The sequence below is a fragment of the Actinoplanes sp. NPDC021490 genome, from assembly GCF_055562135.1.
In genome coordinates this window covers 305,892-331,619 of sequence record NZ_JBVHFW010000011.1, presented here as the reverse complement: position 1 = coordinate 331,619, position 25,728 = coordinate 305,892, and the positions used below count along the sequence as shown (strand labels likewise).

Here is a 25,728-nt window from a genome sequence, read left to right as displayed (position 1 = left end):
GTGGATGGTGAGAACGCACCTACGGACCCGGGCGGCCCAGGCCGGTGCGTTACTGGCGGTGGTCGTGGGCGGAGTCTTCGCCGCGCCCGCGCTGGCGTTCGCCAGTCCGCCGGACGTGCAGATCACCGACCTTCAGACCGACGTCGTGGCCGGAGCCAGCGTCGAGATGAAGTTCCGCGTCGCCGACACCAACGACAACGGTGGCCGGCGCGCCGCGGCGACCATCCGCGTCAACGGCGGCGGCCTCAACTGCAACGGCCAGGACTGCGGGCGCATCGCCGAGGTCGACAACGGCGGCCGCGACTTCTCCGTGCAGCTGACGGCTCCCAACATCAACGCCGGCGAGACGCGGCAGGCGACCGTGACGATCACCGCCACGGTCAACGGCGAGCTGAACCGGGCGAGCCAGCAGATCACCATCAAGGGCCCCGACCGGCCCGAGGCCGTGCAGCAGGTTTCCGGCCGCATCAAGGACCAGGACGGCAAGGCTGTCGCGGGCGCCCTCGTCGGCATGCAGGACAGCACCGAACGCAAGTTCCAGACCACGTCGGACGGCTCGGGTCAGTATTCCTTCCGTTCGTCGGACAACAACCCGATCGCCGCCGGCACGATTTCGATCGGCGCCGGCAAGGAGGGCTTCGAGGACGCCACCGTGCAGCGGCAGGCGCAGGCCGGCCAGAGCGTGGTCGTGGCTCTCACGCTGAAGTCCAAGGCCCCGGCCACCCCGTCGGCCACGCCCTCGCCGAGCCCGACGGTCACCTCCGCGCCGACCAGCGAGGTCAGCACCGAAGCGGCCCCAGAGGAGACGGTGGCGACCACCGGCCCCGCGACCGACCAGGCCGCCGGCGAGGATGAGGGCGGCTCGATGCTCTACATCATCATCGGCGTCCTGCTGGTCGCGGCCGGCATCGGCGCGATCGTGCTGGTGGTGCTGCGCCGCCGCAACAGCGACGACGGTGACGACGACGACCCGAGCAGCCTCATCGGCGGCGGCGGGATCGTGCCGCCGAGCCAGGGCCGGTTCGGCGACGCCACCCGGGTGGCGGCTCCGGTCGGTGGCGGCCGCGCCAACGACGCGACCATGATCGCCCCGCTCTCCGGGGGCCCGTCCATGGCCGACGCTCCGACGGTGCTGCAGCGCCCGGTGCCCGCCGAGGACGAGTTCCCCGACCCGTACGGCGTTCCGATGCCGCCGCAGGGCGGTTTCGCCGGCAACTCGGCCGGCGGCTGGGACCAGGGCAACCAGTACGGCGGAGGAACCCAGCAGTACGGCGCGGGCACCCAGCAGTACGGCGAGTCCACTTCGTACGGCCGGCCGGAAGAGGACGCCTACGGCGCGCAGGGCGCCCAGGCCGGTGGTTACGGCGCGTACAGCGAGGCCACCGGGATGTACCGTCCCGACGCCCAGCCCGACGAGGGCGGCTACGGCGGTTACGACCAGGGCCAGCCGTACGGCGGGAACCAGGGCGGCAACCACAGCGGCTACGACCAGGGCGGCTACCAGTCCGGCGGTTACGGACAGGAACAAGCCGACCAGGGCGGTTACGGACAGTGGGGCGGCGCGCCCGGCGAGGGCCTGGACAACACCGGCTACGCCCCGCAGGGCGGTGCTCCGCAGGGCGGCGGCCAGTACGGCGGCGGCAACTACGGCGGCGGTCAGCAGGGTGGCGGTCAGCCAGGTGGCGGCCAGTACGGCGGCCCGGCCGGTGGCCAGCAGTACGGCGGGTACGACCAGGCCGGCGGCTACCAGGGTGACCAGCGTGCCGGGTACGACGCCGGCTACGACCAGCGCGGTGGCTACGACGAGCAGACCGGCTACGACGACCAGCAGCCGCAGCCCGGCAACCAGGGCCAGCGCGGCGGCGGCACCTACGGCGGGACGCCCCGGCAGGACACTCCCGGCCCGCGTCGCGGCAACCACGACTACTGATCAACACCAAAAGAGCCGGCCAGCGTTTCCGCTGGCCGGCTCTTTTGTGCGCTGAGATCAGGCCGGGGCGTCGTCGTTGGGCGACGGCTCCTTGACCTCGGCCACGGACGCGGCGGGAATGCCGTCGGCCTCGATCGGGGCCGCCGACTCCATGGCCGCGCCGGACGCCGCCGCGACGAGCACCGCGTCACCGCGGTCGGGGCCGGCGGGCGCCGTCGGGTCGGCCGCGTGCTCGGGGTCGCCGTGCCGGTTGGCCAGCTCGGCCACACCGCCGAACAGCGCAGGCAGCGTCGCCTCGTAGACCGCGCGAGCCTCGTCGAGCGGCAGGCTGAACTGGTCACGGACGTCGAGAACCGGTTCGGCCGAGGTGACACCGAGCGGGGCGCAGGGCACGCCGTACTCGGAGGCCAGAGCCGTGAACGCCGTTTCCTGCCCGCGCGGCACCGCGACCAGCGCACGACCGGCCGACTCGCTGAACAGGTGCACGAACGCGGACTGACCGTCCTCGGGCAGCGCCACCCTGGCTCCCACGTTGCGGCGCAGGCAGCTCTCGACGAGGGCCTGCGAGAGGCCGCCGTCGGAGAGGTCGTGGGCGGCGCTGACGTGACCGGCACGCGAGGCGTGGGCCATCAGCCGGCCCAACCGGCGCTCGGCCTCGAGGTCGACCTTCGGCGGGCGTCCGCCCAGGTGGCCGTGGGTGACCCACGCCCACTCGGAACCGGACAGCTCGCAGGAGGTCTCGCCGAGCAGGAAGAGCAGGTCACCTTCGCCGCCGGTGGCCGGGAAGCCCATCGGGATGCGCCGGGCGACGTCGTCGAAGACACCCAGCACGCCGACCACCGGGGTCGGGTGGATCGCGGCGGCGCCGGTCTGGTTGTAGAAGCTGACGTTGCCGCCGGTCACCGGGGTGCCCAGCTGCTGGCAGCCGTCGGCCAGACCGCGGACGGCCTCGGCGAACTGCCACATCACGGCCGGGTCCTCGGGCGAGCCGAAGTTGAGGCAGTCGGTCACGGCGACCGGCTCGGCCCCGGTGACCGCCACGTTGCGGTACGCCTCGGCCAGCGCGAGCCGTGCACCCTCGTACGGGTCGAGGCGGGCGAAACGGCCGTTGCCGTCGACCGACAGCGCGACACCGAGGCCGGTGTTCTCGTCGATGCGCAGCACGCCCGAGTCTTCGGGCTGGGCCAGCACGGTGTTGCCGAGCACGTAGCGGTCGTACTGCTCGGTGACCCACGACTTGTCGCACAGGTTCGGCGAGGAGATCATGCGCAGCACGGTCTCGCGCAGCTCGTCGCCGGTCGACGGCCGGGGCAGCGTCTCGGCCTTGTCGGCCTGCAGCAGAATCAGGTCGGCGGGCTCGCGGATCGGCCGGGCGTAGACCGGGCCGTCGTCGGCGAGCGAGCCCGGGGGCACGTCCACCACGACGTGGTCGTTCCAGGTGATCACCAGGCGGCCGGGCGAGCCGTCCTCGTCGGCCGGAGTGACCTCGCCGATCGCGGTGGCCCAGACGCCCCACTTCTCGGCGACGGCCAGCACGCGGTCGAGGTTTTCCGGCGTGACGATCAGGAGCATGCGCTCCTGGGACTCGCTGGCCAGGATCTCGGTGGGCGACATGGACGCCTCACGCAGCGGCACCCGCTCGAGCCACACCCGCATGCCGGTGCCGGCCGCGGCCGCCGTCTCGGTGAGCGCGCAGGTCAGACCCGCGCCGCCGAGGTCCTGGATGCCGGCGACAAGCCCGGCGTCGTAGAGCTCGAGGCAGCTCTCGATGAGCAGTTTCTCCATGAACGGGTCGCCGACCTGCACCGACGGGCGGCGCTGCTCGGCCTCCTCGTCGAAGGTCGCCGAGGCCAGCACGGAGACGCCGCCGATGCCGTCACGGCCGGTGCGCGCGCCGAGCAGCACGACGACGTTGCCGACACCGGCCGCCTCCTTGTGCTGCAGGCGTTCGACCGGCAGCACGCCGATGCTCAGCGCGTTGACCAGCGGGTTGCCCTGATAGGTGGGGTCGAAGACGATCTCGCCACCGATGTTGGGCAGGCCCAGGCAGTTGCCGTATCCGCCGATGCCGGCGACCACGCCGGGCAGCACGCGGGCGGTGTCGGGGTGATCGGCCGCGCCGAAACGCAGCGGGTCCATCACCGCGATCGGGCGGGCGCCCATCGCCAGGATGTCGCGCACGATGCCGCCGACGCCGGTGGCCGCGCCCTGGTAGGGCTCGACGAAGCTCGGGTGGTTGTGCGACTCGACCTTGAAGGTGACTGCCAGCTCGTCGGAGATCTGCACGACACCGGCGTTCTCTCCGATGCCGGCCAGCATGCGCGTGTCGCGCGGCGCCTTGTCGCCGAACTGGCGCAGGTGCACCTTGCTCGACTTGTAGGAGCAGTGCTCGCTCCACATGATCGAATACATCGCGAGCTCGGAGGCGGTGGGACGGCGGCCGAGGATCTGCCGGATCCGGTCGTACTCGTCGTCCTTGAGACCGAGATCGGTGTGTGGCTGCAGTTCGTCGGGGGTGCTGTGGGCGCGCTGGACGGTGTCCGGTCCGCCGTCGAACTCGTTGACCAGCACATCGGTCGCGGCGAAGCCTGTCTGCTTCGGGGCGACGGACGTGTCCGGCTGCGTCGTCATTACTGGTGTCCCCCTGCGTTCACGCCCGCGGACGCCCCGGCCAGGGCCCGCAGGACGGAGGTGAAGAAGCCGAGGCCGTCGAGCGACGGACCGGTCAGCGACTCCACGGCGTGTTCCGGATGCGGCATGACGCCGACGACGTTGCCGGCCTCGTTGGTGATCGCGGCGATGTCGCGCTGCGATCCGTTCGGGTTTCCGCGGATGTAACGCGCGACCACGCGGCCCTCGGCCTCGAGCTGGTCGAGCGTGCGCTCGTCGGCGACGTAGCAGCCCTCGCCGTTCTTCACCGGGATCAGGATCTCCTGACCGGCCGTGAAGTTGTTGGTCCACGCGGTGCTGGTCGACTCGACGCGCAGGTGCTGGTCGCGGTTGCGGAAGTGCAGGTGCTGGTTGCGGGTGAGCGCGCCGGGAAGCAGGTGCGCCTCGCAGAGGATCTGGAAGCCGTTGCAGATGCCGAGCACCGGCAGACCGCCCCGGGCGGCGTCGATGATCGACTCCATGGCCGGCGCGAAGCGGGCGATCGCGCCGCAGCGCAGATAGTCGCCGTAGGAGAAGCCGCCGGGCAGCACCACGGCGTCGACATTGTGCAGGTTGGGATCGCCGTGCCAGAGGCGGACGACGTCGGCGCCGGCGATGCGCGCGGCGCGGGCCGCGTCCCCGTCGTCGAGCGAACCCGGGAAGGTGACCACACCGATGCGCATGCTCAGGCGACCTCCGCCGTAGCGTCCTCGTGAACGTGGATGGTGAAGTCCTCGATCACGGGGTTGGCGAGCAGCTTGTCGGCGATCTCACGGGTTTGGTCGAGATCGGGCTCGCCCGCGAATTCGATCTCGATCCGCCGGCCGATGCGGACGGACGAGACATCGTTGACGCCGAGCCTGGGCAGCGCATTCGCGACCGCCTGGCCCTGCGGATCGAGGATCTCCGGCTTGAGCATGACGTCGACCACGACGCGAGCCACGGGCACTCCTGACTGATAGGTGTAAGCACGTGGAGCCTACCTTGCGGGCCACGCTACGGGATTTTCGGCCGGTGCCGGCCGCGCGACGCCGGGGGCGCTGAGCAGCCAACTCGGCGGTGATCTCGGACACCGTGTCGATCGAAACTTCAAGCAAACGCGGGGTCATCACATCGTGATAGGTGCGAACTGGGTTCTGTTCGGCGCCGGGGTGGGCACATACGGTCAGCTCATCGATCTCCATCGAGGCCGTGCGGCAGCCGCCCCGCCGCCGCACGGCACGAGCTCCGCCGGGGCGCGGCGTGATGATCATCTCCGCCGCGCCCCAGCGGCACGTTCTCAGAGAATGGGCGCGGGCGCGTACTTGGCCGCCTCGGGGTGCGCGGCCACGATCGTCGCGACGCGGTCGGCCACGGAACGGACCTGAGACGGCGCGGCGCCCACGAACGCGGCCCGATCGGCCACCAGGGTGTCGATCTCGGCCCGGCCCAGCTCGAGCCGGCCGTCCGCGGCGAGCCGGTCGAACAGGTCGTTGACGGCGGCGCCCTTTTCCCGCATCGCGAGCGCGACGGCGACGGCGTGCTCCTTGATCACCTCATGGGCGACCTCGCGGCCGACCCCCTTGCGTACGGCCGCAACAAGGATCTTGGTCGTCGCGAGGAACGGCAGGAACCGGTCGAGCTCGCGCGCGATCACCGCGGGGTAGGCGCCGAACTCGTCGAGCACCGTGAGGAACGTCTGGAACAGGCCGTCGGTGGCGAAGAACGCGTCGGGCAGCGCGACCCGGCGCACCACCGAGCACGAAACGTCACCCTCGTTCCACTGGTCACCGGCCAGCTCGCCGACCATCGACAGATAGCCGCGGACGATCACGGCCAGGCCGTTGACCCGCTCGGACGAGCGCGTGTTCATCTTGTGCGGCATGGCCGACGAGCCGACCTGGCCCGGCTTGAAGCCCTCGGTGACCAGCTCCTGACCGACCATCAGGCGGATCGTGGTGGCCAGCGAGGACGGCCCGGCGACGATCTGGGCCAGCGCCGAGACGACGTCGAAGTCGAGAGACCGGGGGTAGACCTGGCCGACGCTGCTGAGCACCCGCTCGAAGCCGAGGTGCCCAGCGACGCGCTGCTCGAGCGCGGCCAGCGCCTCGAAGTCACCGTCGAGCAGGTCGAGCTGATCGGCCGCGGTGCCGACCGGGCCCTTGATCCCGCGCAGCGGATACCGCGCGATCAGATCGTCGAGACGCTCGTACGCGATGAGCAGCTCTTCCGCGGCCGAGGCGAAGCGCTTGCCCAGCGTGGTGGCCTGGGCCGCGACATTGTGCGAGCGGCCGGTCATGACGAGGTCGGAGTATTCGACCGCGCGCTCGGTGAGCCGGGCCAGCGCGGCGATCACCCGGGCCCGGACCAGCTCGAGCGACGCCTTGATCTGCAGCTGCTCGACGTTCTCGGTCAGGTCGCGCGACGTCATTCCCTTGTGGATCTGCTCGAAGCCGGCCAGCGCGCTGAACTCCTCGATGCGGGCCTTGACGTCGTGGCGCGTGATCCGCTCGCGGGCCGCGATCGACTCGAGGTCGACCTGGTCGAGCACCGACTCGTACGCCTCGACGGCGCCGGGCGGAACGGCCACGCCGAGGTCGCGCTGGGCCCGGAGAACGGCCAGCCAGAGGCGGCGCTCCATCCGGATCTTCTCCTCCGGGGACCAGAGCGCGACGAGGTCGGCGGAGGCGTAACGGGCGGCGAGGACGTTCGGGATGCTCACGCGACCGATTCTTTCACGGCACCGGTTTCGGGTTCCGGCAGCTTGTGCCGCAGGCTGCGCACGTCACGGCTGATCAGCATGCCGATCACGGCCAGGGTCACCAGCACGCCCGCGCCGACCAGAGTCGCCTTGACCCCGGCCGCGTGCGCGATCGGGCCGACCGCGATCTCGCCGATCGGAATGGCCACGAACGAGCCCACCATGTCGTACGAATAGACGCGGGCCAGCTTGTCCGGCGGGATGTGCTCCTGCATGGTCGTTTCCCACGCGATGCCGAACTGCTCGAACATCACACCGGCCACGAGCGCGCCGGCGATCAGCACCCAGACCTGCGGGTAGAGCCCGAGCAGAAACAGCGGCAGGGCCATGCCGAAGGTGCTGATCACGCCGAAGAGCAGGAGGCGGCGCATCCGCAGGCGCATCGCCAGCAGCGCGCCGAGGATCATGCCGCCGGTCTGCGCGGCCAGCACGAGACCCCAGGCCCGGCGGCCGATGGTGTCGTCGGCGACGACCGGACCGAGCACGTAGAGGCCGCCGGCCCAGGCCGCGTTGATCACGGCGAAGGCGGCCACCACGGCCCAGAGCCAGGTGCGTGAGCGGAACTCGCTCCAGCCGGTGCGCAGATCGGCGAAGATGTTGGGCCGGGACGGTTCGACGGCCGCCTCGCCGGGCGTCTGCTCGCCGCCGATGACCCCCTCGGCCGGCGCCGATGGCCGGGCCGCCGTCGTGACCTTGCGCAACGGGAGGAACAGCAGCGCGGCGAGGGCGAAGGTGGCGGCGTCGACCGCGATGCCCCAGCCCGGGTTGCTGGCCGCGACGACCACCCCGGCCAGCGGCGCGCCCAGGATGGCGGCCGAGTTGAGCGACAGCCGGTTGAACGCGTTGGCCTGTTGCCGGATGTCGGCCGGAACGGTCAGCGGGAGGATCGAGGAGCTCGCCGGCAGGGCGAGGGCGCCGACCATGCCGTTGATCGCGCCCAGCGCCATCAGGAGCGGGATGGTGGCCGTGCCGGTGAGCACGAGAGCGGCCACCATGGCCTGGGTCACGGCTGCCGCCGCGCTGGCTCCGACCATCAGCAAGTGCTTCGGCATGCGGTCGGCGAGCACGCCGCCGAACAGCAGGAAGACGACGTTCACGATGGTGCGGGCGCCGACCACCAGGCCCAGGTCGGTGGCCGAGCCGGTCAGGTCGAGGACGGCGAAGGCCAGCGCGATGGGGGCGAAGGAGTTGCCGAGCGCGTTGACCGTGCGACCGGCGATGAGATAGCGGAACGAGGCGTGGCGCAGCGGGGCGAAGGTGCCGCTCATTCTGGGGACTCCATCTCGAACATCGCGACGGTGGTGCTCGTACGGATGGTGCCGGGGGTGCGAGGCGGCTGGGCCACCCGATGCAGCTCGTCGACCAGCTCGGCGAACCGCGAGCGCAGCTCGAGCCACCGATCGGGGTCGACCCAGAACTCGCCGTCGCCGAGCAGGCCCTTCGAGGTGAAGCTGCCCTGCGCCGTACGGCGGACGAGCTCGTTGCCGAGGGTCGCGAACAGCGCCCGTCTCTGGTCGGGGTTCTCGGGCGCGGTGTCGCGAGCGGGATCGTATCGATAACGCTTGGCGACACCACCCCGGATTTTCTCCTCGCCGGCGGCGACGACGATGCCGGCCGAGTGCAGGTTGCGCAGGTGGTAACTCGCGTTGGCGTGGGTCAGCCCCAGCTCACGGGCCACCTCGGCCGCCGTGAGCGGGCCGCTGGTGAGCAAGGACAGGATGCGCAGCCGCACGGGATGAGCCATCGCCCGGAGCGCCGCACCCTCATCTCCCAAAGACATGTTGGGGAGTCTAGGGGCGCGGCGAGCCGACTGTCCAACGATTGTTGGGGAGTGGCACACTGCACGGGCGGACGGCAATGCCGCTAAAGTTACTGACGAGTAGGTCGACGCAGCCTGAAAGGTCTTCACCGATGACTGATTTCAACCCGGACTCGCTCGCCTCCATCGGGCCCAAGGAGTTCGCGCAGCTCGTCAAGGCGACGCCGGACGCGAAGCTGGCCGAGGTGATGGCCGGTGACTCCCGCACCAAGATCCTCGACGAGGTCTTCAACCGCATGCCGACGCTGTTCCGCCCCGAGAAGGCGGGCAACACGACCGCGGTGATCCACTGGATCATCACGGGCGGCGCCGGCGGTTCGAGCGACACCTACGAGACGGTGATCGAGAACGGCGCCTGCACGGTCACCAACCAGCCGGTCCGTGACCCGAAGCTGGCCATGACCATGGACGCCGTCACGTTCCTCAAGGTCGTCTCGGGCGACGCGAACCCGATGATGCTGTTCATGACCGGCAAGATCAAGGCGAAGGGCGACCTGGGCCTGGCGGCCAACGTGGCCAAGCTCTTCGACATCCCCAAGGGCTGACGCTCGCGGAGGGGGCGCCCAACGGCGCCCCCTCCGGTCACAGCTTGATGCGTCCCTCGACCGCGCCCAGGGCGATGTCTGTGCGGTACTGGGCGCCGTCCAGGCGCACGCCGCCGACCAGGGCGTAGGCGGCGTCACGAGCCGAGGCCAGATCGGGGCCGGTGGCGGTCACGCTGAGCACACGCCCACCGGCGGAGATCAGAGCGCCGTCCTCGCGCCGCGCCGTTCCCGCGTGGATCACGCCCGGCACCTCGGCGCCCTCGATCACATCACCCGTACGCGGGGTGGCCGGATAGTTCTGACTGGCCACCACCACCGTGATCGCGGCGCCGTCACGCCAGCGCAGCGGCGGCTGCTCCCCCAGCGTGCCCGTGGCGGCCGCGTTGAGCAGCCCGCCCAGCGGCGTCTCGAGCAGGGCCAGCACCACCTGCGTCTCGGGGTCGCCGAAGCGGGCGTTGAACTCGATGACCTTGGGGCCGTCCGGGGTGAGCGCGAGTCCGACATAGAGCAAGCCGGCGAACGGGGTGCCGCGGCGGCGCATCTCGGCCAGGGTCGGCTCGACCGTCTCGAGCAGCACCCGGGGCACCAGGTTCTTCGGCGTCCAGCCGAGCGGGGCGTACGCGCCCATGCCGCCGGTGTTGGGACCCTCGTCACCGTCGGCCAGCCGCTTGAAGTCCTGCGCCGGCATCAGCGGGACGGCGGTCGTGCCGTCGGTCACCACGAACAGCGAGACCTCGGGGCCGGAGAGGTACTCCTCGATGACGACCTTGCCGCACTCGGCCGCATGCCGCTCGGCCACGTCGCGGTCGTCGGTCACCACCACGCCCTTGCCGGCGGCGAGACCGTCGTTCTTGACCACGTACGGGGCGCCGAGGTCGTCGAGCGCGCGGCTCACGGCGTCCGCGTCGGTGCAGGCGTACGAGCGAGCGGTCGGCACCCCGGCCGCGGCCATCACGTCCTTGGCGAATGCCTTGGACCCCTCGAGCTGGGCCGCCGCGGCGCTCGGGCCGAAGCAGGCGATGCCCTTGGCCCGGACGGCATCGGCCACCCCGGCCACCAGCGGCGCCTCCGGACCGACCACCACCAGGTCGGCGGCGAGCTCGACGGCCAGCGCGGCGACACCGGCCGGATCGGTCGCCGTGACCTCGTAGAGCTCGGCGACCTGGGCGATGCCGGGGTTGCCGGGGGCGGCGGCCAGGAAAGAGACGGAGGGGTCGGCGGCGAGGCCGACGGCGAGGGCGTGTTCACGGCCGCCGGAACCGATCAGAAGTACGCGCACGACGGGCGATCCTACCGGCGCTCCGCTTCCCCCCATCGCACAGCAGGGCAGTCGCGTAAACTTCGGCAGTACCCGGACCTCTGCCGAGTACGACCTGTTCGACGGAAGGCGTCAAGCAAGTGCCGGTGATCGTGTTGGTCGGCGCCCAATGGGGCGACGAGGGCAAGGGCAAGGCCACTGACCTGCTGGGCGACCGGCTCGACTACGTGGTGAAGTTCAACGGCGGAAACAACGCCGGTCACACCGTTGTGATCAAGGGCGAGAAGTACGCGCTGCACCTGCTGCCGAGCGGCATCCTGACCCCGGGCGTGGTTCCGGTGATCGGCAACGGGGTCGTGGTCGACCTGGCGGTGCTGTTCCAGGAGATCGACGGGCTCGAGGCGCGCGGCATCGACACGTCGCGCCTGCGCATCAGCGCGAACGCGCACGTCATCGCGTCGTACAACCGCTCGCTCGACAAGGTCAGCGAGCGTTACCTGGGTGCGCGGCGGATCGGCACCACCGGTCGCGGCATCGGCCCGACCTACGCCGACAAGATGAACCGCGTCGGCGTACGCGTGCAGGACCTCTTCGACGAGTCGATCCTGCGGCAGAAGGTCGAGGCGGCCCTGTCGTTCAAGAACCAGGTGCTGTCCAAGATCTACAACCGGCAGGCCGTCAAGGTCGACGACGTGGTTCACGAACTGCTGTCCTACGTCGAGCGTCTCCGCCCGTACGTGGGTGACACCGCGCTCGAGCTCTCCGAGGCGCTCGACGAGGGCAAGGTCGTGCTGTGCGAGGCCGGCCAGGCCACCCTGCTCGACGTCGACCACGGCACCTACCCGTTCGTGACCAGCTCGAACGCGACCGCCGGGGGCGCGTGCACCGGCTCCGGCATCCCGCCCACCCGCATCGACCGGGTGGTCGCGGTGCTCAAGGCGTTCACGTCGCGCGTCGGCGAGGGCCCGTTCCCGACCGAGCTGCACGACAAGTTCGGCGACCACCTGCGCGAGGTCGGCCAGGAATACGGCACGACCACCGGCCGCCCGCGCCGGATCGGCTGGCTCGACCTGGTGATGGCCCGGTACGCCCAGCGGATCAACGGTGTCACCGACTTCGTCCTGACCAAGCTGGACAATTACGACGATCTCGACGAGATTCCGGTCTGTGTCGCGTACGAGGTGAACGGCGTCCGGCACGACGAGATGCCGATCAGCCAGTCCGACTTCCACCACGCGATCCCGATCTACGAGACGCTGCCCGGCTGGAAGCAGACCATCTCCGGCGCGCGGTCGTTCGACGACCTGCCCAAGGAGGCGCAGGACTTCGTCCTCTATGTCGAGGAGCGCATCCGGGCCCGCATCTCGGTGGTCGGCGTCGGCCCCGCGCGCGACCAGGTCATCGAGCGTCACTCGGTTCTGAGCGAGGCCTGACATGTACGACGTGGTGCTGCTCAGCCTGGCCGAGGGGCAGGGCTCCGGGGGCGCGTGCGGCGACGAGTGCGGCGGCTGCGCCCCGGCCACGGCGTGCGCACCGCGGGTGCCGGTGCTCAAGTGCGCCGACGCGCTCACCGCGGCCGGCGCCCGCGTCGAGACGATCACCGCGAGTTCCGATCAGGAGATCGACGACGTCATCGCCCGCTTCGACGCGCCGGCCCGGCCCGACGGGCTGACCTGGCCCGACGCCGAGAGCAAGCTGCGGCTGGTGGTGGCCTCGGCGACCGACGGGCAGCTGCGGGCCGTGGTGCGCCGGCTGGTCCGCCGCTACGCTCCGCCGCCCAGCAAGCGCCCGGACGACCTGGTTGCCGGCCGCACGGTGCCCGACCTGCCGCCGCTGGCGATTCTGCCGCTCGACGCGGGCGACACGACGGATCTCGCCGCCCAGCTCGGCCTTCCCCGTACGCCGGAAGCCGTCGCGGCCGCGGTGATGAGCGGCTCGGTGCGGCGGCTCGACCTGCTGCGCAACGACGGTGGCTCGGTCACCGTGGACGGCGCGCTGGTCGGCGGCATGGACGACGACGGGCGCGCGGTGCCGTGGCGGGGCCGGGTCGAGGTCGACGACGCGGTGCTGTCCAACGGCGACGATCCGATCCTGGCCTGCGCGATCGGCAACAGCGCGGGCTATGCGGAGTTCGCGGGCATGCGCATGCTGGCCGAGGGCGACGCGGTCGACGGCCAGGTCGAGGTCGCGGTGGCCGTGCCCACGGTGGTCAAACAGCGGTTCCGCGGCTCCAAGATGCGGGTCGAGGTGCGCCGGGCGCGCGGTCGTGCGGTGTCGGTGCTCCCCCGCGACGGCGAGATCCAGTTCCTCGACGACGGGGTCGGCGGCTCGATGAACCGCAAGCGCTCGTGGTGGACCGAAGCCGGGGCCTGGGCGGTCTACGCGAGCTGACCTACTGTGTAGTACGCAAGTACGAGCAGCATCCGGGGAGGGTTGCATCAGTGGTACCGGTGGAGGACGAGGACGCTGACCGCGTCTACGTCCCGGGCACGTCGAACAACCCCGCGCCGCCCGACCGGGACGTGGAGCCGTTGTGGGCGCCGGAGGAACTGGAGGCGCCGGTGCACGGGCGGCCCGTGCCGCACGACGCTCCGCCGGCCGTGCCGTTGCCGCACTCCCCGGGCCCGAACGGCACGCCGGGCATGTATCGGCCGGGCGACCGCATCCCGGTGCCGCCGCCGCAGGCCGTGCCGATTCCGCCGCCGGCTCACATCCAAGTGCCGTCGCCGCGCCCGGCCGCCCATCCGCCACCCACGCAGGCCTGGCCCAATCTTGAACCGCACGCCGGTCAGGAGCCTTTGGCCGCGGCGGAGCATCCGGGCGCCTCCTCTTCGGCATCCCCCTCTTCGGTCGATGACGGTTCCGAGTCCGGTGTGCACAGTTCGCCGGATTCGCCCTGGTCGCAGCCGCCACACCGTCCCGGCCCGCCGGCCGTCGCGCCGGAGCCGGGTTCCTCCGGCCCCGCCCCGATGCCGGTCGAGCGGTCCCGGCCGGGCACCGCCGCGGTGCCCACGCAGCGCAGCGCGCCGCCGCCGGCCGCCTCCGACCCGAGTTCCGACGACGGGTGGACGACCGGCGACGAGCCGTCGAACGGTGCGGTTTATCGGCCGGCTTCTCAGGCGCCGGCCGCGCACGGCGCCGCCGCCGTACCGCCGCAAGCGCATCCACAGCCTCCGCCTGTCTATCCCGCACAGCCGGCTCCGCCGCCTTATCCGCAGCAGGGCCCGCCGCCTTACCCGCCGCAGAGCTATGGTCCGCAGCCCGCGCCGCAGCGGCCCGGTCCCTACCCGCCGAGCGTGGATCCGCGCGCGATGGCCCACCCGCCGGCGCCCACCCCCGCGCCGCCGTCCACCGACCCGTTCCAGGATCTTCCGTGGGTCTCCGACGGCACGCCGACGGCCGAGGAGTTCGCCCGCCGCCGCATGGCCAAGCCGGCCGACCCGGTGGCCACGCAGGGCGCCCGGGCGATCCTCCGCAAGAGCACGATGGGCCTGGTCAAGCTGGCCCCGGGCAAGCGCGAGCAGGAGTTCAAGCAGGACGTCGAGATGGTCCGGCGCAACTTCGGCGGGCTGCGGCAGGTCACCGTGGTCAACCCCAAGGGCGGCGCCGGCAAGACCGTGGCCGTGCTGCTGCTGGCGATGACGTTCGGGCAGAAGCGCGGCGGCTACGTGCTGGCCTGGGACAACAACGAGACCCAGGGCACCCTCGGCATGCGGGCCCAGCAGGACTTCCACGCCCGTACGGTGCGCGACATGATGCGCGACCTGCATCTCTTCCGCGGCTCGCACGGCCGGGTCGGCGACCTTTCGCAATACGTGCGGGCGCAGGGCGAGGGCATGTTCGACGTGCTCGCCTCGGACGAGTCGGCGACCGCGGGCGAGATGCTGACGGCCGACGCGTTCGGTGAGATCCGCGAGATCGTGAGCCGGTTCTACAAGCTGATCTTTGTGGACACCGGCAACAACGTGCGCGCGCAGAACTGGCAGGCGGCCATGGACGCCACCGACCAGCTGGTGATCACCATGTCGGCCCGTAACGACTCGGCCGAGACCGCCGCCCGCATGCTCGACCACCTGGAGCAGAGCGGACGCCAGCGCCTGGTGCGTCAGGCCGTCAGCGTGGTCTCGATGCCCCCCACCCGCAAGGACATCGACCTGCCGGCCATCCAACGCCACTTCGCCGCCCGTACGAGGGCAGTGCTGCTGGCCCCGTACGAGAAGCTGATCGATTCCGGCGAGCCCATCCGCTACGGCCACCTCTCCAACAACACCAAAGAGGCTTGGTTGAAGATCGCGGCCGCCGTAGCCGAGGGCCTGTAGTTCCCCGCCCACGGCGAACGGCGAGATCAGGTCGGATACCCGCGATTCGCCGCCGGTGAGTTGGCTCTCGGTTTTCTGACGCCCGTCGGTTTTTGCGGGTGGCAGGAAACCGCGAGCCAACTCACCGGTTACAAGGCGAATCGCACGCGAAGCGAAGCGGAGCCATCAGGCTCAGTTTGCGCTTGTCCACGTCGTAAGTAAGCCCACGAAAAGAGTTCCCCTACGTAAGAGCGTCCGCCGCGGCCGGGTCGCTGTCCCGGAGGAACTGCGCGCATCGGGCCGCCTCGTCGGCCTCCCCGATCTCGGCCGCGGCCTGCGACAGCGAGTGCAGGCAGCGCAGGAACCCCTGGTTGGGCACGTGCGCCCACGGGATCGGGCCGTGGCCCTTCCAGCCGTTGCGGCGCAGAGCGTCGAGGCCACGGTGATAACCGGTGCGGGCGTACGCGTACGCGGTCACCGGCTCGTCGGCGGCGAGCGCTTCGGCCGCGAGGGCCGCCCAGCCGCCGCTGTAGGCCGGGTAGGCGGCCGCAACGGTCTTGAGGGCGACGGTGGTGCCGGTCGCGGTGGCCTCCGCTAGTGCCTTGTCGGCTTCGGCGTCGACGGGCAGCTTGGTGGCGGGAGGCTCGGGAAGCAGGTTTTGCATGACCCTATTCAACCGGTCCGGTGGCGATGCATTCCGGCGGGGCGCTCCAGATCACCCACGTTTCGCCGAGTGTTCTCCGTCCCACGCCCGAGCGAGGCGGGCGAGCCGGTCGGTGTATTCGATCTGCTGCCGCCACGCGGCCGGCCACGCGTCCAGGCCGAGCGCCGCACCGGCGAAAGCCCCGGCCAGGCAGGCGATCGAGTCGGAGTCGCCGGACGAGGCCGCGCCCCGGCCCAGCACGGCCACCGGCTCGTCGGGCGAGATCAGATAGCAGTAGAGCGCGGTGGCCAGCGCTTCCTCGGCGATCCAGCCTTCGCCGGTGGCCAGGCAGGGGTCACCCGCGAAGTTTCCGGCCGCCAGCGCGTCGCGGACCCGGTCGAGGGCGGCGGCCGTCTCGTCCCAGCCGCGCGCGATGAACTCTTCCGCCGTGGCCATCGCGGAGCGCTGCCACAGGTCGCCCAGCCACTCCTCGCGATAGATCTTGCGCTGGCTGTCGGAACGCTCGCGCAACGCCTCGAGCAGGTCGCCCGGGGCCAGTCCGTCGGCCAGCCACCGGCACGCGTACGCGGTCAGTTCGCTCGCCGCCAGCCCGGTGGGATGTCCGTGCGTGAGCCCGGCCTGCAGCTGGGCCAGGCCGGCGCGCTGGTCCTCGTCGAGGGTGGGGTGCAGGCCGACCGGGGTGACGCGCATGTTGGCCCCGCAGCCCTTCGAGCCGGCCACCGTCGCCTGCTGCCACGGCCGCCCGTCGGACAGAGCGGCGCACGCCTGCAGGCAGGTGTTGCCGGGGGCGCGGTTGTTGTCGGGGCTCGCCGCCCAGTCGAGGAAGGCCCGGCGCAGCAGCGGCTCCATCACCGCCGGAGTGATCTCGGGGGCGGCCGGCATCGCCTCGCCGACCGCCAGGGCCATCTGGGTGTCGTCGGTGACGAGCGCCGGACGGCCGGTCAGCTCGCGGGGGCCGGCCGGGCCGTAGCGGCGGACAATGGTGTCGTAGTCCTGGAACTCGGTGGGCTTGCCGAGCGCGTCCCCGTAGGCCAGTCCGTAGAGCGATCCCGCAGCGTTTTGCACGGTGACTACCCTACGTTCATGCCCGGCGACCCCTTACAGCCTGTGTTCGGCGGCCCTGCCCCGTTCGACGCCACCGTCTCCGAGATCGAATCGCGGGCCGAGCTCGATCACCATCTGGCCGGGAAGTCGCTGGCCGACCTGGTGATTCTCGGACTCCGGCTCGATCTCGATCCGCCCGATCTGACCGAGGTCGACGTGGCCGGCGCCCTGTTCGTGGGTTGCCGTCTGGCCGATGACGTCGAGATCGACCTGATGCGGCGCGGGGCGCATGTGATCCCGCCGTTCGACGCGCGGCCCTACCCGACCCATCCGGCGGCGCTCTACACGCCGGAGGACCTGTCGTTCGGGTTCGCTTCCGAGGGCTTCGCCGGCATGTACGACACCAAGGTGTACGACCATTTCGTGGCGCACGGCGGCGCGGCGCCCGACATCCGCGAGGCGATCGCCCAGCGGCTGCACGACGCGGGTGTCGACAACGCGCTCGGCAAGGCGCTGGCGGCCTGGGTGCAGGCGCGCGGCCGGGACGGCGCGGTCGGCATCATGGGCGGACACGCGGCGCCGCGCGGTTCGGCGGCGTACCGAATGGCGGCGACCCTCTCGTGGCGGCTGGCCGCGGTCGGGCGGCTGGTGGTGACCGGCGGCGGGCCGGGCGTGATGGAGGCGGCCAACCTGGGCGCGTACTTCTCGACCCGCCCGGCGACGGAGTTGCACGCGGCCGTCGAGCTGCTGTCGGAGGCGCCGCATTTCGCCGACCACGACCCGTACACCGCCGCTGCTCTGGCCGTACGGGCGAAGTTTCCGGCTCCGCCGACCGCGGCGACCGACGTGGTGGGCCGCCTGCGGCACGGTGGCCTGGCCCTGCCCACCTGGCTCTACGGTCACGAGCCGGCCAACCTGTTCGCCGGGCAGATCGGGAAGTACTTCTCCAACGCCGTACGGGAGGATTCGATCCTTCGACTTTCGCGGGGCGGCATCGTGTTCGCGCCCGGGTGGGCCGGCACGGTGCAGGAGATCTTCCAGGCCGCGACGAAGACCTTCTACCAGACCGACGGTCCGTCCGGTGCGTTCGTGTTCCTCGGCGTCGAGCACTGGCGGCAGCTGCCGGTGGAGGAGCTGCTGCGTCCGTTGCTGGCCCGGAGCCCGTACGGGGATCAGTCGAATCTGGTTGTGGTCACCGACTCGATCGACGAGGCCATGGCCGCCCTCGCGGCCGGGTCAGGCCACATGCACACGCCGCCAGTTGGTCACGGGTAGCTCGGTCTCGGGCACGTCGTTGATGCCGTTCTCGTCCATCGCGTTGTAGATCGCGAGCCGGGCGCCGTCGAAGAGGAACTCGACCGCGTGCAGGATGCGTGGCCGCCATTCGGCCACCGTGACCAGCTCGATGATGTTGACCGCGCGCAGGACGCACCCGCGGGCGTGCCGCAGGGCCGCGGTCGGGTCGGGGCGCCAGTCGAAGTGCTCGTACCAGTCGATCGGGACGTTGAGGTCGATCTGGTCCCAGGTGATCGCGCACTCGTCGAACTTACGATGCGTAATCTCTACGTGTGTGGTTCCAAAGTCGAGGATCACCGGGCCGTCCGCGAACCAGCCTCGCTCGGCCATGTCCCACATCAGCCAGCTTGATCGCAATTTTCGCCCGATGAGCCGCACAAACCTCGTGCGGTGAACGGCCGCGAGCGCGTCGGCATCATGGTGCCACTCGGGTTCGTAACCCTCGATGCCGAGCACGATCTTGATCCTCCTCACCGGGGAAGGATCGATCGTATACATACCTCTGAGTAACCCGGCAACACGAAGACGGCCGGTCCCCCTCTTGGGGACCGGCCGTAACCGTTCGACTACTTCTCGATTACTTCGAGAGAGTGGTGCCGCTCGACCGCAGGTGCTCGCAGGCCTCGACGACACGCTGGGCCAGGCCGGCCTCGGCCAGCTTGCCCCAGGCGCGCGGGTCGTACGCCTTCTTGTTGCCGACCTCGCCGTCGATCTTGAGGACGCCGTCGTAGTTCTTCATCATGTGGTCGACGACCGGACGGGTGAACGCGTACTGCGTGTCGGTGTCGATGTTCATCTTGACCACGCCGAAGTCCAGGGCGCCGTGGATCTCGGACAGCAGCGAGCCCGAACCACCGTGGAAGACCAGGTCGAACGGCTTCTCCTTGCCGTACTTGGCGCCGACCGCGTCCTGGATCTCCTTGAGGATCTCGGGGCGCAGCTTGACGTTGCCCGGCTTGTACACGCCGTGCACGTTGCCGAAGGTCAGGGCCGTCATGTAGCGGCCCTTCTCGCCCAGGCCCAGGGCGGCCGCGGTGGCCAGGCCGTCCTCGACGGTCGAGTACAGCTTGTCGTCGATCGCGGCCGAGACGCCGTCCTCCTCGCCACCGACCACGCCGACCTCGATCTCGAGGATGATGTGCGCGGCCGCGGCGTCCTTGAGGAGCTCCTCGGCGATCTGCAGGTTCTCGTCGACCGGCACGGCCGAGCCGTCCCACATGTGCGACTGGAAAAGCGGCGCCTGGCCGTTGGCGACGCGCTCCTTGCTCAGCGCGAGCAGCGGGCGGACGTACCCGTCGAGCTTGTTCTTCGGGCAGTGGTCGGTGTGCAGCGCGATGTTGATCGGGTAGTTCTTGGCGACCTCGGTGGCGTACTCGGCGAGCGCGACCGCACCGGTGATCATGTTTTTGATGGTCGGGCCGGACGCGTACTCGGCGCCGCCGGTGGAGATCTGGACGATGCCGTCGCTGCCGGCCTCGGCGAAGCCCTGGAGGGCCGCGTTGAGGGTCTGCGAGGACGTCACGTTGATGGCGGGGTAGGCGAACGCCCCGGCCTTGGCGCGGTCCAGCATCTCGGCGTAGACCTCGGGAGAAGCGATGGGCATCGGTGCGCTCCTTGCTCTTTGCTTAGCTTTGACTGCCGGAGACAGAGGGCAGGACCGCGCTGTCCTCCAGCACGCAAGTATTCCGTAGGCGTTCCGGCGATGGGAAATGACCCCGCAACCTTCCAGGGAATCCGGCGCATGGGACATAGAGGGCGATTTACGCTCCGACTATGCAATCTCTCTTCCGGGTGTTCGCGGCCGCTCTCCTGCTGGTCCTGCTGCCGCCGCCCGCTGCCGCGGCACCGGCGGACGCCACGGCGGAACCCCGGCTCGCACAGGTCACGCTGGCCCCGGGAGGCCCCCAGAAGATCACACCGCTCTGGGTGCACACCGGCAACGTCGAGACCGGCTCCCGGCAGACCCTCGAAATGACCGTCGACCTGGGTGACGCGACCCGGTTCGCCGACGTCGACATCGTTTCGACGTTCAACCTGATCGATGTCGACCCGGTGGACGAGGGATCCTCCGCCCCGCCGGCACCGCCCTGCCGGCGTACGGGGCCGAAGTTCGTGTGCTCGTTCGGCTCGACGTTCCGCACCGCCGAGTCGATCGACGTCGCCGCCCTGCTGCTCGTGACGCCCAAGGCGGTCGCCAAGACCGGCGACAGCGCGGACGTGACGGTGACCGCACAGGTCGGCGACGGCGCAGTCGGCACGGCGACCTCGACGATCCGGGTGGGCGAGGGAGTCGACCTCGTGGCCGGCGAGGACCGCGAGGTCAAGGCCGCACCGGGCCGCACCGCCAAGATCATTCCGGAGGTACGCAACGGGGGCGCGACCGCGGCCACGGGCGTCGTCCTGGTGCTGGCGGCGGCATCCCGGCTGCTCGTTCCGACCGCGTATCGAAACTGCCGTTACGGCCTGGTCGTGGTCTGCACCTTCGACACCGAGCTCGCGCCCGGACGCACCTACGCGCTCGGCCGGCCGATCCTGCTGCGGTCGCCGGCCGACACCGTCCCCGGAAGCTCGGCCGAGGTGACCCACGAGTGGACGACCAGAACCGAGTGGGACGACGAAGATCTCGGCGATTACGGCACTCCCGGTACGGGCGCCGCGCTCACCCTCGTGCCGCTGGCCACCGGGCAGGCCGGCAAACCCCAGGCCGAGGTGCACCCGGAGAACAACTCGACCACGACGACGTTCATGGTCGGCGGCAAGGGGTTCCCCGATCTGTCGGCCGTCGGCGCCACCCGGGAGTCGGCCCTCGGCAACCAGCTGCGGTTCATGCCGGGGCTGATGAACTTCGGGCCGGGCACGCTCCGCCCCGGCCTGTTCCGCAACAACGCGCTGCCCGTGGCCGTCCGGATGCCCGCCAACGTCGAGGTGACCGACTCCGGCCAATGCGACGGGGCCTCGGACGACACGTATTACTGCCCGCTCACCGATGACCTCGGGCCGGGTCAGCGGGCGAGCTTCCCGTTCACCGTCGAAGTCAGCGACGGATGCGGCGACCCCGGCAACGTCGCGGTGCCCGACCGCCTCTACGACTACGACGCCGCCGCCGCGCACCGGACCGACCACAACGCCACGCTCACAGTGACCGTGCCCGGTGTGAAGTGCGCCGCCGCACTGCCGATCACCGGCCCCCGGGCGGGCTGGACCGCGCTGGCCGGCGCCACCCTGGTGCTCGCCGGACTCCTGCTCGCGGTTCGTCGTTCCCGGCGGGCGGTTTACGCGCATGCTGAGGGGGCAAGTTCGGCCGGATCGCTACAGGAGGGTGAGCCCCATGACGTATCCGCGAGACGTTGACCTGGAGACGCCGGCAGAGGACGCGGCCGAGCAGTCGACCGAGGCCTATCCCGACTATGCGGACGACGCACAGGTTTCTCCCGAGTTGAGTGTCGAGACACCGGAGTGGGACGCGCAGGACCGCAGTGAGGTCGTGCACGGCGACGACGAGTATCGCTGAGATCCCGGCGCCGCGTTTTCGTTGTCCACAGGCCCCGAACGGCGAACCGGAGTTGTCCACAGGACGGCAAATAGGTCGCCCAAGATCGGGACGAGCGCCCATCATCTAGGGCGTGCTGCTCACCCTGACGACCACGCGCCGGCCGGCTACCGACCTCGGTTACCTGCTGGTCAAGCATCCCGACCGGGTGCACTCGTTCGACGTGCCCACCGGCACGGCCTATGTGATGTATCCCGAGGCGACCGAGGACCGATGCACGGCGGCGCTGCTGCTCGACGTCGATCCGCAGCGGTTGCGGGGCCGGCAGGACGCGTTCGAGCTGGGCCAGTTCGTCAACGACCGGCCCTACGCCGCGTCCAGTCTGCTTGCCGGCGCGCTGGCCAAGGTGTTCCGCAGCGCGCTGCGCGGGGCTTCCAAGGATCGCCCCGAGCTGGCTGCCACTCCGCTGCCGCTGCAGATCCGCGTGCCGGTGCTGCGCGGCTCGGCCTCGCTGGCCGCGCAGCTGTTCCAGCCGCTCGGCTGGGCCGTCACGGCCACCCCGATCCCGCTCGAGCCCGCCCTCGGTGGCGACAGCCGCTATGTCGACCTCGAGCTGAGTGGCGACCTCACGCTCTCCGCGGCCCTCAACCACCTGTACGTGCTGCTGCCCGTGCTCGACGACGCCAAGCACTACTGGGTGGCGCCCGACGAGATCGAGAAGCTGCTGCGCTCGGGTGCGGGGTGGCTCGCCGGTCACCCCGACAAGGTGCTGATCGCCCGGCGCTATCTGGCCCACAAGCGGTCCCTGACCACCACGGCCCTGCAGCAGCTCGAGGGGGAGGACGCCGAGGAGCCGCCGGCCGAGGAAGATGCTGAGCTTCCCGTCGCGCGGCGGCAGTCGCTCGCTGAGCAGCGGCGCGACGCGGTGCTGGCCGCCCTGACCGAGGCCGGCGCCAACCGGGTGCTCGACCTCGGCTGCGGTGGCGGCGCGCTGCTCACCGCCCTGCTCAAAGACAAGCGCTACACCGAGATCGTCGGCACCGACGTGTCGGCCCGGGCGCTCGAGATCGCGGCGCGCAAGCTGCGGCTCGACCGCATACCCGAACGGCAGCGGGCCCGGCTCAGGCTCTGGCAGTCCGCGCTGACCTATCGCGACGACCGGCTGCGCGGCTATGACGCGGCCGTGCTCATGGAGGTCATCGAGCACGTCGACCCGCCACGGCTGCCCGCGCTCGAGTCCAGCGTGTTCGGCCACGCGCGCCCCGCCTCCGTCGTCGTGACCACGCCCAACGCGGAATACAACGTCAACTACGAGGGCCTGACCGGCATGCGTCACTCCGATCACCGCTTCGAGTGGACCCGGGCCGAGTTCGCCGACTGGGCGGCCCGGGTCGCTTCGACGTACGGCTATGCGGTGTCCCTGCGTCCGGTCGGTGAGGTCGACGAGGTCACCGGCTCCCCCACCCAGCTCGCACTCTTCACGACGGAGGTGTCCGCCACATGATCGAGATTCCGGAGCTCGCGCTCGTCGCCCTGGTCGGCATTTCCGGTTCGGGCAAATCGACGTTCGCCCGTACGCATTTCCGGCCGACCCAGGTGCTCTCGTCCGACTTCTTCCGCGGCCTGATCGCCGACGACGAGAACGACCAGTCCGCCTCGGCCGACGCCTTCGACGCGCTGCACTACATCGCGGGCAAGCGCCTCGCCGCGGGTCGTCTCACCGTGGTCGACGCGACCAACCTGCAGCCGCACGGCCGGGCCGAGCTGGTGCGGGTCGCCCGCGAGCACGACGTGCTGCCGGTGGCCATCGTCCTCGACGTGCCCGAGGCCCTGGCCTGGGAACGCACCGAGGCGCGGGCCGACCGTGACTTCGGCCGCCCGGTGATCACCCGCATGCATCGTGACCTGCGACGATCCCTGGGATCGCTGGCCCGTGAGGGCTTCCGCAAGGTGCACGTGCTGCGCGGGCCCGAGGCGATCGCGGCCACCGAGATCCGGTACGAGCGGCTGTTCAACGACAAGCGCGAGCTGACCGGCCCGTTCGACATCATCGGCGACGTGCACGGCTGCCGGGCCGAGCTCGAGACCCTGCTCGAGCGGCTGGGCTATGCCCTCGTACGCGATGCCGGGTCGCGCCCGGTCGACGCCGTGCACCCGGGTGGGCGGCAGGCCGTCTTCGTGGGCGACCTGGTCGACCGTGGGCCCGACTCCCCGGGTGTGCTGCGGCTGGTGATGGGCATGGTCGCGAGCGGGAACGCGCTGTGCGTGCCGGGCAACCACGAGCAGAAGCTGGCCCGCAAGCTCAACGGGCGCAACGTGCAGCTCACCCATGGGCTGCCCGAGACCCTCGAGCAGCTGGAGTCCGAGACTCCGGAGTTCGTGGCCTCGGCCCGGGCGTTCATCGAGGGCCTGGTCAGCCACTACGTGCTCGACGGCGGCAACCTCGTGGTGGCGCACGCCGGGCTCAAGGAGGCGTACCACGGGCGGGCCTCGGGGCGGGTGCGCAGCTTCGCGCTCTACGGGGAGACGACCGGCGAGACCGACGAGTACGGGCTGCCGGTGCGCTACCCGTGGGCTCGTGACTACCGCGGTTCGGCCGCCGTGGTCTACGGCCATGTCCCGACACCGAAGCCAGAGTGGATCAACAACACGATCTGTCTCGACACCGGCTGTGTCTTCGGTGGCTCGCTGACGGCGCTGCGCTGGCCGTCGCGCGAGCTGGTGTCGGTGCCGGCGGCCCGGGAGTACTACGAGCCGGTACGCCCGCTGGCCCCGGCCCCGCGCCCCGATTCCGAACTGGACATTTCCGACGTCACCGGACGCCGGCACCTGGATTACGGCTATGGGCAGGTCACCGTGGCCGCGGAGAACTCGGCCGCCGCGCTCGAGGTGATGAGCCGGTTCGCGCTCGACCCGGCCACGCTGGTGTGGCTGCCGCCGACCATGGCCCCGTGCTCGACGTCGACGCTGGAGGGCTATCTCGAACATCCGGCGACGGCGTTCGACGACATGCGTTCGGCCGGCGTGACCCGGGTCGTGTGCGAGGAAAAGCACATGGGCTCGCGGGCGGTCGTCCGGGTCTCGCGCTCCGGCGACGGGGACGCGATCTGGACCCGTACGGGCAGGCCGTTCTTCGGACCCGAACTCGACGGGCCGCTGCTGGCCCGGGTGCGCGCCGCCTGCTCGGGGCTCTTCGACGACCTCGCGACCGACTGGCTGCTGATCGACGCGGAGCTGCTGCCCTGGTCGGCCAAGGCCGCCGGGCTGATCCGCGACCGGTATGCGGGAGTCGGCGCCGCCGGACGGGCCGCGTTGCCGGCCGCGCTCGACGTCGTCGACCGGGTCGCCGCGCGGGGGTTCGACGTGGCGGAGCTGCGCGACCGGCTGTCGCTGCGGTCGGCCGAGATCGACGGCTACTCGGCGGCGTACCGGGCGTACGTGAAGCCGACCGACGGGCTCGACGGGGTCACGCTCGCCCCGTTCGCCGTGCTGGCCGGGGCCGGGGTCTCGTACGCGGACCGCGACCACGGCTGGCATCTGGCTCTGGCCGACCGCCTCGTCGCGACCGAGCCGGCGCTGTTCACCCCGACCCGGCGCATGATCGTCGACCTGGGTGACCCGGCGTCCGAGACGGCCGCAACCGAGTGGTGGCTCGAGCTGACCGCGACCGGCGGCGAGGGCATGGTGGTCAAGCCTTGGACCGGGCTCAAGGCGACGAGCGCCAAGGGTCGGCTGATCCAGCCCGGGGTCAAGTGCCGCGGCCGGGAATACCTGCGGATCATCTACGGCCCGGAGTACACCCGGCCCGAGCAGCTCGACCGGCTGCGCCGTCGCAACCTCGGGCGCAAGCGCAACATGGCGCTGCGCGAGCACGGGATGGGGCTGGCCGCGCTCGACCGGCTCGCCGAGGGGGCGCCGCTGTGGCGCATCCACGAGGTGGTGTTCGCGATCCTGGCCACCGAGTCGGAGCCGGTCGACCCGCGTCTCTAGGTCGC

Annotated in this window: 21 protein-coding genes; 10 read left to right on the top strand and 11 right to left on the bottom strand. The window is 71.0% G+C overall.

Annotated features, from left to right (window positions below; all coding sequences use genetic code 11):
• The first annotated feature begins 4 nt into the window (after positions 1–4).
• Positions 5–1,930: a carboxypeptidase regulatory-like domain-containing protein gene (locus tag ACZ3I4_RS28130; protein ID WP_465385010.1), complete on the top strand. Its 1,926-nt coding sequence runs from the start codon at positions 5–7 to the stop codon at positions 1,928–1,930.
• Positions 1,931–1,987: 57 nt separating this feature from the next.
• Here ACZ3I4_RS28130 and purL read toward each other — a convergent pair whose 3' ends face one another.
• From purL to ACZ3I4_RS28100, 6 genes are all read right to left on the bottom strand, one after another.
• A complete protein-coding gene (gene purL, locus ACZ3I4_RS28125; protein ID WP_465385009.1) occupies positions 1,988–4,561 on the bottom strand; it encodes a phosphoribosylformylglycinamidine synthase subunit PurL in 2,574 nt (857 codons plus the stop codon).
• Complete coding sequence (gene purQ, locus ACZ3I4_RS28120; protein WP_465385069.1) at positions 4,561–5,268, bottom strand: phosphoribosylformylglycinamidine synthase subunit PurQ; 708 nt, start codon at positions 5,266–5,268, stop codon at positions 4,561–4,563. Before purQ ends, purL begins: the two co-directional genes overlap by 1 nt.
• A complete protein-coding gene (gene purS / locus ACZ3I4_RS28115) occupies positions 5,265–5,522 on the bottom strand; it encodes a phosphoribosylformylglycinamidine synthase subunit PurS (RefSeq protein ID WP_465385008.1) in 258 nt (85 codons plus the stop codon). The genes purQ and purS overlap by 4 nt, the downstream gene beginning before the upstream one ends.
• A gap of 336 nt (positions 5,523–5,858) precedes the next feature.
• Positions 5,859–7,280 carry an adenylosuccinate lyase gene (gene purB / locus ACZ3I4_RS28110; protein ID WP_465385007.1) on the bottom strand — a complete coding sequence of 474 codons (1,422 nt, stop codon included), beginning with the start codon at positions 7,278–7,280 and terminating at the stop codon, positions 5,859–5,861.
• Positions 7,277–8,587: an MFS transporter gene (locus tag ACZ3I4_RS28105; RefSeq protein WP_465385006.1), complete on the bottom strand. Its 1,311-nt coding sequence runs from the start codon at positions 8,585–8,587 to the stop codon at positions 7,277–7,279. The genes purB and ACZ3I4_RS28105 overlap by 4 nt, the downstream gene beginning before the upstream one ends.
• Positions 8,584–9,099: an ArsR/SmtB family transcription factor gene (locus tag ACZ3I4_RS28100; protein ID WP_465385005.1), complete on the bottom strand. Its 516-nt coding sequence runs from the start codon at positions 9,097–9,099 to the stop codon at positions 8,584–8,586. Before ACZ3I4_RS28100 ends, ACZ3I4_RS28105 begins: the two co-directional genes overlap by 4 nt.
• 131 nt (positions 9,100–9,230) lie before the next feature.
• On the opposite strand from ACZ3I4_RS28100, the gene ACZ3I4_RS28095 reads away from it, so the two are divergent.
• Positions 9,231–9,683 carry an SCP2 sterol-binding domain-containing protein gene (locus ACZ3I4_RS28095; protein WP_465385004.1) on the top strand — a complete coding sequence of 151 codons (453 nt, stop codon included), beginning with the start codon at positions 9,231–9,233 and terminating at the stop codon, positions 9,681–9,683.
• 37 nt (positions 9,684–9,720) lie between these two features.
• On the opposite strand, the gene purD is transcribed toward ACZ3I4_RS28095, so the two are convergent.
• The gene (gene purD / locus ACZ3I4_RS28090) at positions 9,721–10,962 is read right to left on the bottom strand and encodes a phosphoribosylamine--glycine ligase (protein ID WP_465385003.1); all 1,242 of its coding nucleotides are present in this window, start codon (positions 10,960–10,962) and stop codon (positions 9,721–9,723) included.
• A 119-nt stretch (positions 10,963–11,081) separates the two neighbouring features.
• Here purD and ACZ3I4_RS28085 point away from each other — a divergent pair, with 119 nt between their 5' ends.
• The 3 genes from ACZ3I4_RS28085 to ACZ3I4_RS28075 are packed head-to-tail and all read left to right on the top strand — an operon-like array spanning position 11,082 to position 15,260.
• Positions 11,082–12,374 carry an adenylosuccinate synthase gene (locus ACZ3I4_RS28085; protein WP_465385002.1) on the top strand — a complete coding sequence of 431 codons (1,293 nt, stop codon included), beginning with the start codon at positions 11,082–11,084 and terminating at the stop codon, positions 12,372–12,374.
• Between the two features lies 1 nt (position 12,375).
• Positions 12,376–13,332: a diacylglycerol kinase family protein gene (locus ACZ3I4_RS28080; RefSeq protein ID WP_465385001.1), complete on the top strand. Its 957-nt coding sequence runs from the start codon at positions 12,376–12,378 to the stop codon at positions 13,330–13,332.
• A 50-nt stretch (positions 13,333–13,382) separates the two neighbouring features.
• Positions 13,383–15,260, top strand: a complete 1,878-nt coding sequence (locus tag ACZ3I4_RS28075) for a MinD/ParA family ATP-binding protein (RefSeq protein ID WP_465385000.1) — start codon at positions 13,383–13,385, stop codon at positions 15,258–15,260.
• A gap of 220 nt (positions 15,261–15,480) precedes the next feature.
• On the opposite strand, the gene ACZ3I4_RS28070 is transcribed toward ACZ3I4_RS28075, so the two are convergent.
• Both ACZ3I4_RS28070 and ACZ3I4_RS28065 read right to left on the bottom strand, forming a co-directional pair.
• Entirely contained in the window at positions 15,481–15,903 is a 423-nt protein-coding gene (locus tag ACZ3I4_RS28070; RefSeq protein ID WP_465384999.1) for a DUF3151 domain-containing protein, read from the bottom strand.
• Between the two features lie 51 nt (positions 15,904–15,954).
• On the bottom strand, positions 15,955–16,968 hold the full coding sequence (locus ACZ3I4_RS28065; protein ID WP_465384998.1) for an ADP-ribosylglycohydrolase family protein: 1,014 nt from the start codon (positions 16,966–16,968) through the stop codon (positions 15,955–15,957).
• Between the two features lie 18 nt (positions 16,969–16,986).
• On the opposite strand from ACZ3I4_RS28065, the gene ACZ3I4_RS28060 reads away from it, so the two are divergent.
• Positions 16,987–18,222, top strand: a complete 1,236-nt coding sequence (locus ACZ3I4_RS28060) for an LOG family protein (RefSeq protein WP_465384997.1) — start codon at positions 16,987–16,989, stop codon at positions 18,220–18,222.
• Here ACZ3I4_RS28060 and ACZ3I4_RS28055 read toward each other — a convergent pair.
• Both ACZ3I4_RS28055 and fbaA read right to left on the bottom strand, forming a co-directional pair.
• On the bottom strand, positions 18,184–18,717 hold the full coding sequence (locus ACZ3I4_RS28055; protein WP_465384996.1) for a hypothetical protein: 534 nt from the start codon (positions 18,715–18,717) through the stop codon (positions 18,184–18,186). The two genes, ACZ3I4_RS28060 and ACZ3I4_RS28055, sit on opposite strands and share 39 nt — an antisense overlap.
• Positions 18,718–18,820: 103 nt before the next feature.
• Positions 18,821–19,846: a class II fructose-bisphosphate aldolase gene (fbaA, locus tag ACZ3I4_RS28050; RefSeq protein WP_465384995.1), complete on the bottom strand. Its 1,026-nt coding sequence runs from the start codon at positions 19,844–19,846 to the stop codon at positions 18,821–18,823.
• 170 nt (positions 19,847–20,016) lie between these two features.
• Here fbaA and ACZ3I4_RS28045 point away from each other — a divergent pair, with 170 nt between their 5' ends.
• The 4 genes from ACZ3I4_RS28045 to ACZ3I4_RS28030 all read left to right on the top strand — a co-directional run bounded on the left by ACZ3I4_RS28045 (position 20,017) and on the right by ACZ3I4_RS28030 (position 25,723).
• Entirely contained in the window at positions 20,017–21,594 is a 1,578-nt protein-coding gene (locus ACZ3I4_RS28045; RefSeq protein ID WP_465384994.1) for a hypothetical protein, read from the top strand.
• Positions 21,572–21,754, top strand: a complete 183-nt coding sequence (locus ACZ3I4_RS28040; protein WP_465384993.1) for a hypothetical protein — start codon at positions 21,572–21,574, stop codon at positions 21,752–21,754. The genes ACZ3I4_RS28045 and ACZ3I4_RS28040 overlap by 23 nt, the downstream gene beginning before the upstream one ends.
• 112 nt (positions 21,755–21,866) lie before the next feature.
• Positions 21,867–23,237, top strand: a complete 1,371-nt coding sequence (locus ACZ3I4_RS28035; protein WP_465384992.1) for a 3' terminal RNA ribose 2'-O-methyltransferase Hen1 — start codon at positions 21,867–21,869, stop codon at positions 23,235–23,237.
• Complete coding sequence (locus ACZ3I4_RS28030) at positions 23,234–25,723, top strand: polynucleotide kinase-phosphatase (protein WP_465384991.1); 2,490 nt, start codon at positions 23,234–23,236, stop codon at positions 25,721–25,723. Before ACZ3I4_RS28035 ends, ACZ3I4_RS28030 begins: the two co-directional genes overlap by 4 nt.
• Positions 25,724–25,728 lie beyond the last annotated feature (5 nt).

Coding starts and splice junctions, on each gene's coding strand:
- ACZ3I4_RS28040 (WP_465384993.1), top strand. CDS start 21,572: ATGACGTATCCGCGAGACGTTGACCTGGAGACGCCGGCAGAGGACGCG.
- fbaA (WP_465384995.1), bottom strand. CDS start 19,846: ATGCCCATCGCTTCTCCCGAGGTCTACGCCGAGATGCTGGACCGCGCC.
- ACZ3I4_RS28080 (WP_465385001.1), top strand. CDS start 12,376: ATGTACGACGTGGTGCTGCTCAGCCTGGCCGAGGGGCAGGGCTCCGGG.
- ACZ3I4_RS28100 (WP_465385005.1), bottom strand. CDS start 9,099: ATGTCTTTGGGAGATGAGGGTGCGGCGCTCCGGGCGATGGCTCATCCC.
- ACZ3I4_RS28030 (WP_465384991.1), top strand. CDS start 23,234: ATGATCGAGATTCCGGAGCTCGCGCTCGTCGCCCTGGTCGGCATTTCC.
- ACZ3I4_RS28045 (WP_465384994.1), top strand. CDS start 20,017: ATGCAATCTCTCTTCCGGGTGTTCGCGGCCGCTCTCCTGCTGGTCCTG.
- ACZ3I4_RS28070 (WP_465384999.1), bottom strand. CDS start 15,903: ATGCAAAACCTGCTTCCCGAGCCTCCCGCCACCAAGCTGCCCGTCGAC.
- ACZ3I4_RS28130 (WP_465385010.1), top strand. CDS start 5: ATGGTGAGAACGCACCTACGGACCCGGGCGGCCCAGGCCGGTGCGTTA.
- ACZ3I4_RS28095 (WP_465385004.1), top strand. CDS start 9,231: ATGACTGATTTCAACCCGGACTCGCTCGCCTCCATCGGGCCCAAGGAG.
- ACZ3I4_RS28060 (WP_465384997.1), top strand. CDS start 16,987: ATGCCCGGCGACCCCTTACAGCCTGTGTTCGGCGGCCCTGCCCCGTTC.
- ACZ3I4_RS28105 (WP_465385006.1), bottom strand. CDS start 8,587: ATGAGCGGCACCTTCGCCCCGCTGCGCCACGCCTCGTTCCGCTATCTC.
- purL (WP_465385009.1), bottom strand. CDS start 4,561: ATGACGACGCAGCCGGACACGTCCGTCGCCCCGAAGCAGACAGGCTTC.